Annotated in this window: 12 protein-coding genes; 5 read left to right on the top strand and 7 right to left on the bottom strand. The window is 69.9% G+C overall.

The window, feature by feature from the left end; translation table 11 throughout:
• Nucleotides 1-45 precede the first annotated feature (45 nt).
• Both AB0B64_RS49815 and AB0B64_RS49810 read left to right on the top strand, forming a co-directional pair.
• Nucleotides 46-1,524 (top strand): oligopeptide:H+ symporter, encoded by a 1,479-nt coding sequence (locus tag AB0B64_RS49815; protein WP_358195581.1) that lies wholly within the window; start codon nt 46-48, stop codon nt 1,522-1,524.
• A gap of 11 nt (nt 1,525-1,535) precedes the next feature.
• Complete coding sequence (locus AB0B64_RS49810) at nt 1,536-2,150, top strand: trimeric intracellular cation channel family protein (protein WP_357958530.1); 615 nt, start codon at nt 1,536-1,538, stop codon at nt 2,148-2,150.
• Between the two features lie 10 nt (nt 2,151-2,160).
• On the opposite strand, the gene AB0B64_RS49805 is transcribed toward AB0B64_RS49810, so the two are convergent.
• The gene (locus AB0B64_RS49805; RefSeq protein WP_357958528.1) at nt 2,161-3,594 is read right to left on the bottom strand and encodes a PLP-dependent aminotransferase family protein; all 1,434 of its coding nucleotides are present in this window, start codon (nt 3,592-3,594) and stop codon (nt 2,161-2,163) included.
• Between the two features lie 64 nt (nt 3,595-3,658).
• Here AB0B64_RS49805 and AB0B64_RS49800 point away from each other — a divergent pair, with 64 nt between their 5' ends.
• Together AB0B64_RS49800 and AB0B64_RS49795 are read left to right on the top strand one after the other, a co-directional pair.
• Entirely contained in the window at nt 3,659-4,261 is a 603-nt protein-coding gene (locus AB0B64_RS49800; protein WP_357958525.1) for a hypothetical protein, read from the top strand.
• Nucleotides 4,262-4,339: 78 nt separating this feature from the next.
• The gene (locus tag AB0B64_RS49795) at nt 4,340-6,103 is read left to right on the top strand and encodes a glycoside hydrolase family 15 protein (protein ID WP_357958523.1); all 1,764 of its coding nucleotides are present in this window, start codon (nt 4,340-4,342) and stop codon (nt 6,101-6,103) included.
• On the opposite strand, the gene AB0B64_RS49790 is transcribed toward AB0B64_RS49795, so the two are convergent.
• A complete protein-coding gene (locus AB0B64_RS49790; protein ID WP_357958521.1) occupies nt 6,100-6,969 on the bottom strand; it encodes a hypothetical protein in 870 nt (289 codons plus the stop codon). The genes AB0B64_RS49795 and AB0B64_RS49790 overlap by 4 nt on opposite strands.
• Nucleotides 6,970-7,012: 43 nt before the next feature.
• A complete protein-coding gene (locus tag AB0B64_RS49785; protein ID WP_358195559.1) occupies nt 7,013-7,906 on the bottom strand; it encodes an LD-carboxypeptidase in 894 nt (297 codons plus the stop codon).
• Nucleotides 7,907-7,982: 76 nt separating this feature from the next.
• Between AB0B64_RS49785 and AB0B64_RS49780 the strand changes: the two genes are divergently transcribed.
• Complete coding sequence (locus AB0B64_RS49780) at nt 7,983-8,867, top strand: sulfotransferase (protein WP_357958516.1); 885 nt, start codon at nt 7,983-7,985, stop codon at nt 8,865-8,867.
• Here the strand turns inward: AB0B64_RS49780 and AB0B64_RS49775 are convergent.
• The 4 genes from AB0B64_RS49775 to AB0B64_RS49760 form a co-directional block, all read right to left on the bottom strand.
• Nucleotides 8,839-10,725, bottom strand: a complete 1,887-nt coding sequence (locus AB0B64_RS49775; RefSeq protein WP_358195553.1) for an ABC transporter ATP-binding protein — start codon at nt 10,723-10,725, stop codon at nt 8,839-8,841. The genes AB0B64_RS49780 and AB0B64_RS49775 overlap by 29 nt on opposite strands.
• Before the next feature lie 131 nt (nt 10,726-10,856).
• On the bottom strand, nt 10,857-11,648 hold the full coding sequence (locus AB0B64_RS49770; protein WP_358195547.1) for an enoyl-CoA hydratase/isomerase family protein: 792 nt from the start codon (nt 11,646-11,648) through the stop codon (nt 10,857-10,859).
• 157 nt (nt 11,649-11,805) lie between these two features.
• Nucleotides 11,806-12,021 carry a helix-turn-helix domain-containing protein gene (locus tag AB0B64_RS49765; protein WP_020547488.1) on the bottom strand — a complete coding sequence of 72 codons (216 nt, stop codon included), beginning with the start codon at nt 12,019-12,021 and terminating at the stop codon, nt 11,806-11,808.
• A gap of 113 nt (nt 12,022-12,134) precedes the next feature.
• On the bottom strand, nt 12,135-13,733 hold the full coding sequence (locus AB0B64_RS49760) for an ABC-F family ATP-binding cassette domain-containing protein (protein WP_357958507.1): 1,599 nt from the start codon (nt 13,731-13,733) through the stop codon (nt 12,135-12,137).
• Between the last annotated feature and the right edge of the window lie 50 nt (nt 13,734-13,783).

The following is a 13,783-nucleotide window of genomic DNA, read 5'->3' as shown; positions in this document are numbered from 1 at the left end:
GTCGTCACGTAGAGTGATGGATCGCGCACAAAGGCGGGAGGGCGCATGGCCAAGGGCGAAAGAACGTTCTTCGGGCATCCGTGGGGCCTGGCGACGCTGTTCGGCACCGAGATGTGGGAGCGGTTCAGCTGGTACGGCCTGCGCGCCATCCTGGCCACCTTCATGGCGGCCTCGCCCGCCCAGCACGGCCTCGGCATGACCGAGCAGACCGCGCAGGCGGTGGTCGGCGTCTACGGCGCGCTGATCTACCTGGTGGCGCTGCCCGGCGGCTGGATCGCCGACCGAATGCTCGGCCCGCGCAGATCGGTCTTCCTGGGCGGCTTCATCATCATGTGCGGCCACATCAGCATGGCCCTCCCGGTCGGCGGGTCGTTCTTCGTCTGGCTCGGGCTGCTGCTGATCATCGCGGGCACCGGCCTGCTCAAGCCGAACATCTCGGTCATGGTCGGCCGGCTCTACCGCGACGAGGACGACGGGCGCAGGGACGCCGGGTTCTCGCTGTTCTACCTGGGCATCAACATCGGCGCCTTCCTCGCGCCGATCGTGGTGGGCGAGCTGGCCAAGGGTGGCCGCTGGCATCTGGGCTTCGGCGCGGCGGCGGTCGGCATGGCGCTCGGCCTGCTGCAGTACACACTGGGCAGGAAGAGCCTCAGGGGCGTCGGCGACGAGCCGGGCCTGCCGCTGACGCCGTCCGAACGGGCCAGGGCCGTCAAGCTCGTCTCGTTCGCGGTGGCGGTGACCGTGGTGGCCATGGCGATCTGGGTGGCGACGGGGACGTTCACGCTGTCCAGGCTCACGGTCGTGGTGACGGTCGTGGTGCTGGCGGTGCCGGTGCTCTACTTCGGCTACATCATGCTCGGCAGCCACGACCTGACCGAGGACGAACGGTTGCGGATGAAGGCCTACATCTGGCTCTTCGTGGCGGCCGCGATCTTCTGGATGATCTTCGACCTGGCGCCGAGCAAACTGCTGTTCTTCGCCCAGCACAACACCGTCCTGTCGCTGTTCGGCATCCCCATCGAGGCGGCGACGACGCAGTCGTTCAACTCGCTGTTCATCCTGCTCCTGGTGCCGGTGTTCGCGGCGCTGTGGACGAAGCTGGGGACCCGGGTGAGCACGCCGCAGAAGTTCGCGTTCGCGCTGTTCATGGCGGGTCTGAGCTTCGTGGTCATGGCGCTGGCCGCCAAACTGGCCGAGACGGGCAAGATCTCGGTCTGGTGGCTGGTGCTGGTCTATCTGATCCAGGTGTTCGGCGAGCTGTCGCTGAGCCCGGTCGGGCTCTCGGTCACCAGCAAGCTGGCGCCGCGGGCGTTCAAGGGCCAGATGCTCGGCATCTGGTTCATCGCGGTGTCGGTGGGCGACGCGGTCGGCGGCCAGACCGGGCGGCTCAGCAACGTCATGTCCGAACCCGCCTACTACCTGCTCCTGGCCTCGACGGCGGTCGTGGCGGGAGTGGTACTGCTGGTGTTCACCCGGCGGCTGCGGGTACTGATGGCGGAGCACCACACCAAGCCGCTCCGGTAGAAATCTCTCTCGTGTCGGAAATTCTCGATCTCGTAGGCATCTTCGTCTTCGCCCTGTCGGGCGCGCTGATGGGCGTACGCAAACGGCTCGACGTGGTGGGCATGGCGGTGATCGCCGAGATGACCGCGCTGGGCGGCGGCGTCGTGCGCGACCTGATCCTCAACGTCCGGCCCACCGCCTTCCAGAGCTCCGGGTACGTGCTCGTGCCGCTCGCGGCCACGGTCATCGTGTTCTTCTGGCATCCGCACGTGGCCAAGGTGATGCCCGCCATCCTGGTGCTCGACGCGGCGGGCCTCGGGCTGTTCTGCGCCGTGGGCACCGAGAAGGCGCTCGACTACGGGCTCGGCCCCCTGCACGCGGCCCTGCTCGGCGTCACGACCGCGATCGGCGGCGGCATGCTGCGCGACGTGCTGGCCGGCGAGATCCCGACGCTGCTGTACGACCGCCAGCTCTACGCGGTACCCGCGACGCTCGGCTCGGCGGTGATGGCCGCGCTCTACACGCACGATCTGCATGGCTGGCCCGCCACGCTGGCCGCCGCCGTGCTGGCCTTCGGCCTGCGCATCGCCGCGATGCGCTACAACTGGCGCGCCCCGCTGGCCAGGGGCGTCAAACCCCCGGAATAAGCCAGGCGCCTCAGACCATCGGCATGAGCGAGTCGGGCAACCGCGGCCTGGTCCCGGCGGCTCCGCGCTCGTGAGCCGCCGCGATCCGGCTGACGGCCTCGGCGAGCACCTGGGGCGAGTGCGTGTACGGCAGGCGCAGGTAGCCCTCCAGCGTCCCTTCCAGCCCGAACCAGGGCCCCGGCGCGAGCCGTACCCCCTGATGGGCCGCGGCGTCGGCGAGGGCGACCGAGGAGCCCCCGTCCAGCCGTACCCACAACGTGCCGCCGCCTTTCGGCACGGTGAAGCTCCACCCGGGCAGCCGTTCGCGGAGCCCGGCGACGAGCGCGTCGCGGGAGGCCCGCAGCGTACGGCGGCGCTCGGCCCTGGTCTGCTCGATCCGGTCGAACAGCCGCGCCACCACGAGCTGCTCCAGCACCGGGCTGGCGATGTCCACGGCCCCGCGGTGGACGGCCAGGCGGCGGGCCAGCGCGGCCGTGGTACGCACCCAGCCGATGCGCAGCCCGCCCCACCACAGCTTGGAGGCCGAGCCGATGCTGATCATCCGGCTGTCGGTGTCGAAGGCGGCCATGGGCGCCGTGCGCGGCACCTCCTCCAGGGCCAGCTCCGACCAGGTCTCGTCGACCACGAGCACGGTGTCCGTACGCCTGGCGGCCCCGGCGATCGCGGCCCTGGTGGCGTCGTCCATGAGTGCGCCGGTCGGGTTCTGGAAGTCGGGCATCAGATAGGCCAGCCGGGCCGCGGACTGGCGCATGGCGCAGGAGACCAGGTCGGCCTGCCAGCCCTCGTGCGAGATGCCGACGGGCACGATCCTGGCGCCGCGCTGGCGGGCCACGTCGATGGCGTGCGGGTAGGTGGGCGACTCGACGAGCACCGGGTCGCCCGCGCCGACGAGCAGGCCCAGCACGAGCTGGATCGCGTGCTGGGAGCCGGTGGTGACGAGGATCTGCTCCGGCCTGGTGGCCAGCCCGCGGCCGGTGTAGTGGGCGGCGATCCGCTCCCTGAGCGCGGGCAGGCCCATCGGGTCGTAGCCGTGGCCCATGCCGTACCTGGGCAGGTCCGCCACGGCCTCGGTCATGGCCTCGGCCAGCGCCGACGGCGCGGGCGGGGCGGCGCAGTGCAGCGGGATGAGCCCGTCGCCGTCGACGGACAGCCACGGGTTGTCCGCCGACATGGCCGGGTCCGGCAGCGCGGTCCAGCTGCCCGAGCCCTGCCTGCTGTCCAGGTAGCCCCGCTCGCGCAGCAGGTCGTAAGCGGCCGTTACAGTGGTGCGGCTGACCTCCAGGGTCTTGGCCAGGTCACGTTCGGCGGGCATGCGCACCCGCACCGGCAGCTGCCCGTCCATGATGAGCGCGCGCACGGAGTCGGCGAGCGCGCGGTAATAGGGCCGGGCGCCCGCCGGGACGTCCACCAGCCTGGCCACCTGAGTCGCCGACAAATGCCTCATAAAGGCCACTTTCCGGGATTGGCCCTGTTTTGGCAAGCCATGTCCCTGCCACTCTGGGACCACTATGAGTGAAGCGACCGTCCCACGCCCGAACACCCTCCCCGTCCGCCTACTGCGTCTTTACGGCGGTCTGGCGCTGTACGGGCTGGGCATCGCCTTCCAGCTCGTGTCCGGGCTGGGCAACGCCCCGTGGAACACCCTGCACCAGGGTCTGGCCATGCGGACGGGCCTGTCGGTCGGGACGATCATCCTCGCGGTCGGCGTGCTGGTGATGCTGCTGTGGATCCCGCTGAAGGAGAAGCCCGGCCTCGGCACGATCAGCAACGTCCTGTTCGTCGGCCTGTTCGCCGACGCCGCCTTCTCGGTGCTGCCCACCGCCACGCATTGGGCGGCGAGCTGGCTCTACCTGGTGCTCGGCGTGCTGTCGATCGCCCTGGCCACTGTCCTGTACATCGGCGCGGGGATGGGCGCGGGACCGCGTGACGGCATCATGACCGGCCTGACCCGGCTGGGCCTGTCGCTCCGGCTCGCCCGCTTCCTCATCGAGATCATGGTGCTGGCCGCGGGCTGGCTGCTCGGCGGCACGGTCGGCGTCGGGACCCTGATCTTCGCGCTGGCCATCGGCCCGCTGACCCAGCTGCTCACCCGCTGGTTCCCCATGACGTGATCTCGCGGCCGTGCCCGCTCGCGACGCGACGTGCGCGGAGCGGCCGCGAGATCGCCCTTCCGCCGGTAGCGTCAATACATGCGGATCGAGGACTATGCGCTCATCGGGGACATGCAGTCGGCGGCCCTGGTCGGCAGAGACGGCTCTATCGACTGGCTCTGCCTGCCCAGATTCGACTCCCCCTCCTGTTTCGCGGCCATGCTCGGCAGCGAGCGCAACGGCCACTGGTGGCTCGGCCCCACCGGCAGGCGGCCCGCCACGCGGCGGCGCTACCGGCCCGACACGCTCATCCTGGAGAGCGAGTGGGACACCCCGACGGGCACGGTCCGCATCATCGACTTCATGCCGCCGCGTGACCGCAACCCCGACGTGGTCCGCATCGTCGAGGGCGTCTCGGGCACGGTCGAGATGTCCACGCAGCTCAGGGTCCGCTTCGACTACGGCAGGATCGTGCCGTGGGTGCGCCGCACCAACGGCCACCTGCAGGCGGTCGGCGGCCCCGACTCCATCTGGCTGCACTCCCCCGTCCCGCTCAAGGGCGGCGACTACGCGCACCGCGCCACCTTCACCATCAAGGAGGGCGAGCGGCTGCCGTTCGTGTTCACCTGGCACCCCTCACATCAGCCGATGCCGTCGCAGATCCACGCCGAGACCCAGCTCACCGAGACCGAGACGCTGTGGAAGGAGTGGGTGGCCAAATGCACCTATGAAGGCCCGTACCGTGAGGCCGTCGTCCGCTCGCTGATCACCCTCAAGGGCCTCATCTACGACCCCACCGGCGCCATCGTGGCCGCGCCCACCACCTCCATCCCCGAGGACCTGGGCGGGGTGCGCAACTGGGACTACCGCTACTGCTGGCTGCGCGACGCGACGATGACGCTCGACGCCCTGATCAACTCCGGCTATCTGGACGAGGCCGCCGCCTGGCGGGCGTGGCTGCTGCGCGCCATCGCGGGCCGCCCGCAGGACCTGCAGATCATGTACGGCGTCGCGGGCGAGCGGCGGCTGCCGGAGATGCAGCTCGCATGGCTCGACGGCTACGAGGAGTCCCGCCCGGTCAGGATCGGCAACGACGCCGTCAATCAGCTTCAGCTGGACGTCTACGGCGAGGTGATGAGCTGCCTGTTCTTCTCCAGGACCTCCGGCGTGGCCGCCGACGACCGCGCCTGGGCGATCCAGCGCCAGCTGCTCGACTACGTGGCCGAGCACTGGGACGAGCCCGACGAGGGGCTGTGGGAGGTGCGCGGCCCGCGCAGGCACTTCACCCACTCCAAGATGATGTGCTGGGTGGCGCTCGACCGTGCCGTGAAGTATGTGGAGAAGTTCGGCAGGACCGGCCCCGTCGACCGGTGGCGGGAACTGCGCGACGTCGTCCACTCCGAGATCTGCGAGCGGGCCTACGACCCCACGCGCAACACCTTCACCCAGTACTACGGCTCGACGGCCCTCGACGCCTCGCTGCTGCTCATGCCCATGGTGGGGTTCCTGCCGGCCGACGACCCGCGCGTGGTCGGCACGGTGGCGGCCATCGAGAAGGAGCTGATGTCCGACGGTTTCGTGCTGCGCTACCCGGTGGCCGAGGACAACGACATCGACGGCCTGACCGGCGGCGAGGGCGCGTTCCTGGCGTGCAGCTTCTGGCTGGTCGAGGTGATGGCCATGCAGGGACGCAAGGAGGAGGCGAAGCAGCTGTTCGAGCGGCTGCTCGCGCTGCGCAACGACGTGGGGCTGCTCGCCGAAGAGTACGACCCGCGATACGAACGTATGGTGGGAAATTTCCCCCAGGCGTTCAGCCACGTCCCCCTGGTGCACGCCGCCCGCGCGCTCTCCCGGCTGGGCTAAGCGGCGAGCCGGGCCAGCACCTTGGCGAACTCCGGCGGCGGCGCCACCACGAGGCGGGCCAGGCCGTCCTGCAGGACGATGTCCGCCCTGATGAGGGTCAGCCGCCCCTCGTGCCACCAGTAGACCTGCGGGCTGAGCCCGTCGGTGCGTACGGCGTGCACGCGCAGCCGCTCCAGGGCCCGCACCACGCCGATCCCGTCGACCGGGTGCACGATCAGTGTGTACGGGTCCGGCAGCACCACCAGCACCCCGTCGGCGGGCAACGGCAGATAGTCGCCGAGCCAGCGCAGATGGGTGGCGGCGGCCGGGGTGCGGCTGGTCAGGCGCCACACCGGGGTGCCCGACAGCTCGATGGACTCGATCTCCAGCCGCTCGTCCCGCCCGACGTTCGTGACGGCCAGCTCCAGCGCCCTGCCCGACGGTACGGGCCAGCAGCCGGCCTCCTCGGGGCGTACCGGCCTGGAGCCCACCGTGAGCAGTTCGACCAGGTCGCCGTTGAGGTGGCGACCGACCACCCTGGTCAGGTCGGCGACCTCGTCGACCGCCTCGACGCGGGTCCGCAGCAGCGGCTTGACCTGGTCGAGGTCGCACACGTCGAGCCGTTCGTCGGCCGCCGCGACCGCGTTGGCGAGGTGCTCGGAGACCAGCATCGGCCAGTCGTCCCTGGGCCTGCGGCCCGCCTCGCGGCGCAGCCCGGTGAGCCTGACCAGGATCTCCCTGCCGCCGCTCAGCGTCAGTGAGGCGCCGTCGGCGGCGAAGACGCAGGTGAAGCCGAGGGAATCGGCGACGAGCCCGAGCAGGGAGTCGAGATCGGTGTCCTCGATCGAGCGTCGCGAGGGCTCCCGGTCACGCCTGAACAAGTTCACGCGCCGTGTCCCCTCTGTCCGTTTTGTCGGTATGCGTGTCTTCCTACCTTGCCTGCTCCTCGTCGCGGAACAGACCAGCCAGCGAGCACGATTCGGTATCGATAGCCCCAAGAGCCCCAAGCCACACACTCATCTGTGGTGTGCCGTGACCCACCGGCAACCCCGCCAGGACAGGCACTCCGAGCGGCAGCAGCCGGTCTTTAAGCACGGGATAGGGGTCTCCGCAGTCCACCCACGAACCGAGGGCGATCCCGCGCACGCCGTCGAAGGCACCCGCCTGCAAGAGCTGGGTGAGCATCCGGTCGATGCGGTAGGGCTCCTCGCCGATGTCCTCCAGCAGCGCGATCTTCCCGGCGAACGACGGGTGGTAGCGGGTGCCGCACATGGAGGCGAGCAGCGACAGGTTACCGCCCGCCAGTATGCCCTCGGCCCGGCCGGGAGACAGCACCTGGTCGCCGACGACGGGCGGCGCCTGGCGGGCCAGGGCGGCCCGCAGGTGCTCCCAGGTGCGCGGTTCGGCCCGCTTCTCGTTGGCGATGACGTCGCAGGCCGGCATCGGGCCGTGCAGCGTGGGCACGCCCAGCTCCGCCGCGATCGCGTGGTGCAGCGCCGTGATGTCACTCGACCCGATCAGCGTCTTGGGCCCCGCCGCGCGCATGAGGCCCCAGTCGAGCAGGCCGAGCAGCCTGGCCGCGCCATAGCCGCCCCTGGCGCAGAACACCACGGAGACGGCCGGGTCGCACCAGGCGGCCTGAAGATCGGCGGCGCGGGCCGCGTCGGCTCCGGCGAGATAGGGAAGGTCCTGGCTGCCGAGAACGTGCTCGCCGACCACGACCTTCAGCCCGAGCCCCTCCAGGCGCTCGACCCCCCGCCTGAGCAGGATGGCGTTCGGTGGCCCCGAGGGCGAGACGACGGCGACGGTGTCACCCTGCCGCATTGATCAACTCCCGGACGGGCGGCGACGCCGACGTTGGCTTTTTCACTCGCCAAACGGTGTCACACTTACCTCTCGTATGCGACTTCCGCCCCACATCCTCGTGGTCAACGGCATCAAGGTCCGCAGGCCGGTCTTCCTGCTCGGTGCTCCGCACTCCGGCGCGGACCTGCTCGCCCGCGCCCTGAAACGCTCCCCCGGCTTCCACGTCACGATGGGCCGCGCGTCCGTCGCCCACGTGGTGTACGCCTTCGCCCGCAAGCCGTCGATCGGCCAGACGTCAGGTGCCGTGCGGGTGCTGCGCGACGCGCTGGCCGAGTCGTGGCAGGTGCTGCCCCGCTCGTGCGGCCAGTGCGCCGCGGCGTGCCGGGAGGCGGGCGGCGTGATGAGCATGGGCCCGTGCGTGGCCACGAGCGAGGTGACCAGGTTCGGCGACGGCAGCCCCGACCTGCTCTACAGCGCGCCCGTGCTGCTCCGGGCCTTCCCCGACGCGCGGTTCGTGCAGCTCATCCGCGACGGCCGCGACGTGGTCGCCGACATGCTCGACGACCCGGACTGCCTGGCCTGGTTCAAGCCGGTGATGCTGTCGGAGGAGACCGAGTTCCCCAACCCGTTCCTCGGCGTCAACCGCGACGAGCACCGCGACCGCTGGAAGGGCATGCCCGCCGCGGGCAAGAGCGCCCTGCGCTGGCGCAGCGCCGTACGGCTCAGCGCCACGCTGCGCAAGGAGCTGCCGCCCGGCCAGCTCCTCACGCTGCGCTACGAGGATCTCGTGCAGCGGCCCGCGGAGCCGGTGGCGGCGCTCACCGAGTTCCTGGAGACGCGCGTCTCCAAGATCGGCTTGTACGCCCCGCGGGTCTCCGAGGTCGGCTCCTGGCGCACCCGCCTGCGGCCCGGCGACCTCACCCTGGTGGAGAAGGTCGCCAGGCAGGAGCTCACGCGACTGGGCTATCTGAAGCGCTGAACTGGGTGCGGTAGAGCTCGGCGTAGAGCCCGCCGCGCGCCAGCAGCTCCTCGTGGCGGCCCCGCTCGGCGATGCGGCCGTCCTGCACGACGAGGATCTCGTCGGCCTCCCTGATCGTCGAGAGCCGGTGCGCGATCACCAGCGAGGTGCGGCCGGCCAGCGCGGTCTTCAGCGCCTGCTGCACGGCCGCCTCCGACTCCGAGTCGAGGTGCGCGGTGGCCTCGTCGAGCACCACCACGCGCGGCGCCTTCAGCAGCAGCCTGGCCAGCGCCAGCCGCTGCTTCTCGCCGCCGGACAGCCGGTAGCCGCGGTCGCCCACGACCGTGTCCAGCCCGTCGGGGAGCGCCTCGATGAGGTCACCTATCTGCGCGGCCCTGAGAGCGTCCCAGATCTCCTCATCGCTCGCCCCTGGCCTGGCGTAACGGAGGTTGGCCCCGATCGTGTCATGGAAGAGATGAGCGTCCTGCATGACCACGCCCACGGTGTCGCGCAGCGAGGCGAGTGTGGCCTCGCGCACGTCGAGCCCGTTGATCCGCACGGCGCCCTCGTTGACGTCGTAGAGCCGGGAGACCAGCGAGGTGATCGTGGTCTTGCCCGCCCCCGAGGGACCGACCAGGGCGATGAGCCGGCCGGGCCCGGCCGTGAACGACACGCCGCGCAGCACCTGCTGGGACGGGCCCGTGTCCTGCCTGGCCACCGACTCCAGGGAGGCCAGCGACACCTCCTCGGCCGCCGGATAGCGGAACTGGACGCCGTCGAACTCGATCGTCACCGGCCCGTCCGGCAGCGGCCGCGCGCCCGGCTTCTCCGACACCATGGGCTTGAGGTCGAGGATCTCGAAGACCCGGTCGAAGCTGACGAGCGCGGTCATCACGTCCACCTGCACGTTCGACAGCGAGGTGAGCGGCCCGTACAGCCGCATCAGCAGGGCGGCCAGGGCCACGAGGGTGCCCAGCTCGAAGGCGCCGCCGACGGCCAGCACGCCGCCGATGCCGTACACCAGCGCGGTGGCCAGCGCCGCGACCAGGCCGAGCGCGACCCGGAACACGGTGCCGTACATGCCGACCGTCACGCCCACGTCGCGCACCCTGGCGGCGCGGGAGCTGTAGACGGCGGTGTCGTCCTCGGGGCGGCCGTAGAGCTTGGCCACCATCGCGCCCGCCACGTTGAACCGCTCGGTCGTGACCGAGCTCATCTCGGCGTCGAGCTGCATCTGCTCGCGGGTCAGCGCCGACATGCGCCGCCCGACCCACTTGGCGGGCACGATGAAGATCGGCAGCAGCACCATCGCGACCACCGTCACCTGCCACGACAGCGCCAGCATCGCGCCCAGCACCAGGACCAGGCTGATCACGTTGCTGACGACCGAGGACAGCGTGCTGGTCACGGCGCGCTGGGCGCCGATCACGTCGCTGTTGAGCCGGCTGACCAGCGCGCCGGTCTGCGCGCGCATGAAGAACGCCACCGGCATGCGCTGCACGTGGTCGAACACCTCGGTGCGCAGGTCGTAGATCAGCCCTTCGCCGATGCGCGCGGAGAACCAGCGCTGCACGAGCGTGAGAGCCGCGTCGACCAGCGCGAGCGCGGCGATGGCCAGGGCCAGGCCGACCACGACGCCGCTCCGCCTGGGCAGGATGCCGTCGTCGATGATCGCCTTCATCAGCAGCGGGTTGGCGATCACGATCACCGCGCCCGCCATCACCAGCAGTAGGAACGCGGTTATCTGCCCGGTATAGGGCTTGGCGTAGCGCGCGATGCGCCGGACCGTGCCCGGGGTGAGCCGCTGCTTGGTCACGGAGCCGTCGCGCCGCAGGGACGCCCATACCTGGGGGCCGAAGCCCCCTCCCATCATCGCCATTCGGGGGTCCTCCTCCCCCGGCTCAGCACCCGGGAGCCCCGTGGGATTCCCGGGTCAGCTCAGCGCGAAACGCGGGCGCCGCCGGGCCGGCCCAACGCGGCACCCCAGCGGCTCCCGAGCCGGCGCGCCGCTCAGGTTCCGCCGAAGAGCGCCTTGAGGCGCCGCGCCTGCTCGACACCTTCCGCCACGCTCTGCTCCTCCAGGGTGCGCGCCCGCGCTCCCTGGAGGAGTCGCTTGGTCGCCGCCGCCGCCTCCCGGTTGGTCGACAGCAGCTCCGCGATCTTGTCTTGTACGGCTCGCGCCAGGTCATCCGCCGCGACCACGCGTTCGGCGAGGCCGATCCGCATGGCCTCCTCCGCCCCGATCGTCCTAGAAGTCAGGCAGATGTCGATCGCCTTGGCCAGCCCCACCAGCTCGACCAGTGGCTTGGTGCCGGTCAGATCGGGCACCAGCCCCAGAGCGGGCTCCTTCATGCAGAATTTGACGTCGTCGGCCACGATGCGCAGGTCACAGGCGAGCGCGAGCTGGAACCCCGCGCCGATCGCGTGCCCCTGCACGGCCGCTATGGAGACGATCTCCGGTCGGCGGAACCACAGGAACCCTTGTTGGGCCTTCCTGATCTGCTTCTCGAACGCTGTTGTGTCGAGTTGTGCCGCCGAGCTGAACGAGCCCTGTCCGGGCACTCCCTCGGGCGTGAACATTCGCAGGTCGATGCCTGCTGAGAAGGACGGTCCCTCGCCTTTCACGACGACGATGCGCACCTGCTCAGGCAGGTTGCCCCCGATGTCAGCCAGTGCCGCCCAGGTCGCGAACGTCTGTGCGTTTCGCTTACTGGGCCGATCCAGCGCGATCGTCGCGATCTCACCGTCCACCTCGAAGCGAAGTCCGATCTCCGCCAGCCTTTCGGCAGAGACGTCCTCCATGTACCCCCCACGCTGTGGCGCCTGCGCTTCCGCCATCGCCCGCTCCCTCATTGCCTTAGCCGTCGCGCCCGAGCCTACAGAATGTCATTCTGGGACTCGGGCGCGACGGCGGCTGACTTGGGACGAGCGGCTGCGGTCGCACGTTCCGAGGCGGCCGTCAGCGCTTGGACTTGCCTCGGGTCGCTCCGCCGCGCCCGCGCAGAGTCACACCGGACTCGCTCAGGATGCGGTGGATGAACCCGTAAGACCGACCGGTCGAAGCGGCCAGGGCGCGGATGCTCTCGCCCGCGGCGTAGCGCTTCTTGAGATCGCCGGCCAGTTTTTCACGATCGGCCCCGGTTACCCGGGTGCCCTTCTTCAGTGTCTCGGCCACGAGTACCTCCTGTAGTGCCGGACTTCCGCAGCGTTACTCCGCCATGATCAGTCATTTCAGCGGGATCGGCTACCTACTCCACGGGAAAAGATCCGTACCCACCCAAATTAAGATCAGGCAAGTGCCACAAGATCGGAAAATTCCTCGCTCCACGCGTCTTCAGTTCCGTCTGGTAGCAAGATCACCCTATCCGGTGACAAGGCGTCAACGGCACCCTCGTCATGGGTGACGAGCACGATCGCTCCTGAATATGACCTCAGAGCGTTCAGAACTTGCTCGCGGCTGACCGGATCTAGGTTGTTCGTGGGCTCATCGAGCAGAAGTACGTTCGCACTGGACAGCACCAGCATGGCCAGCGCCAGCCGGGTCTTCTCGCCGCCGGACAGCACGCCCGCCGGCTTGTCGGAGTCGTCGCCGGAGAACAGGAAGGAGCCGAGGACCTTGCGCAACTCCGTGTCGGTGAACTTGTCGCCGGCCGAGCGCATGTTCTCCAGCAGGGTGCGCTCGCCGTCGAGTGTCTCGTGCTCCTGGGCGTAATAGCCGATCTTCAGGCCGTGGCCGGGCCTGATCTCGCCACTGTCGGGCTTTTCGACCCCGCCCAGCAGTCTCAGCAGGGTGGTCTTGCCCGCGCCGTTGAGCCCGAGGATCACGACCCGGTGACCTCGGTCGATGGCCACGTCGACGTCGGTGAAGACCTCCAGCGAGCCGTAGGACTTGGACAGGCCCGTGCCCGTGAGCGGGGTGCGCCCGCAGGGCAGGGGGTCGGGAAAGCGCAGCTTGGCGACCTTGTCGCTCTGGCGCTCCTCCTCCGTGCCGGCCAGCAGCCGGTGCGCGCGGCGCATCATGTCTTGAGCGGCCTTGGCCTTGGTGGCCTTGGCCCGCATCTTGTCGGCCTGCGACAGCAGCGCGCCCGCCTGCTTCTCGGCGTTGGCCCGCTCGCGCTTCCTGCGCTTCTCGTCGGTCTCGCGCTGCGCCAGATAGGCCTTCCAGCCGACGTTGTAGTGGTCGATCACACTGCGGTTGGCGTCGAGGTGCAGCACCTTGTTGACCGTCGCTTCAAGAAGGCCCACGTCGTGGCTGATGATCACCAAGCCGCCCTGATGCGATCGCAAAAAATCACGAAGCCACCCGATTGAGTCCGCATCTAGGTGGTTTGTCGGCTCGTCAAGAAGGAGAGTTTCCGCTCCGCTGAAAAGAATGCGTGCCAATTCCACGCGCCTTCGCTGGCCGCCAGAAAGCGTTTCCAGTGGCTGCCCGAGGACCCGGTCGGGCAGGCCCAGACTGGAGGCGATGGAGGCGGCCTCGGACTCGGCCGCGTAGCCGCCGAGCACGTGCATCTGGTCCTCGAGCCGGCCGTACTGCTTGACGGCCTTGTCGCGGGTGCGCACGTCGGCGGAGGACATGCCGAGCTCGGCCTCGCGCAGCTTGCGCAGCACCTCGTCGAGCCCTCTGGCCGACAGGATGCGGTCGCGGGCGAGCACCTGCAGGTCACCGGTGCGCGGGTCCTGCGGCAGGTAGCCGACGGCGCCGCTGGTGGTGACGCTGCCGGCGGCGGGCATGCCCTCGCCGGCCAGCACCTTGGTCAGCGTGGTCTTGCCCGCGCCGTTGCGGCCGACGAGCCCGATCTTGTCGCCGGGATTGACCCGGAACGAGGCGTTCTCTATGAGTAGCCGCGCGCCCGCGCGCAGCTCGATGTCACTGGCGATGATCATGATTGACGGAACACTCCCGAGCTAGGGGTAAGAAGAGGTGGGCGTGGGGG

The sequence above is a fragment of the Nonomuraea sp. NPDC049129 genome, assembly GCF_040648495.1.
In the GTDB taxonomy this organism is placed as follows: Bacteria; Actinomycetota; Actinomycetes; order Streptosporangiales; family Streptosporangiaceae; genus Nonomuraea.
Note: the sequence above shows the minus strand (reverse complement) of the source record. Positions and strands in the feature narration are given on the sequence as shown.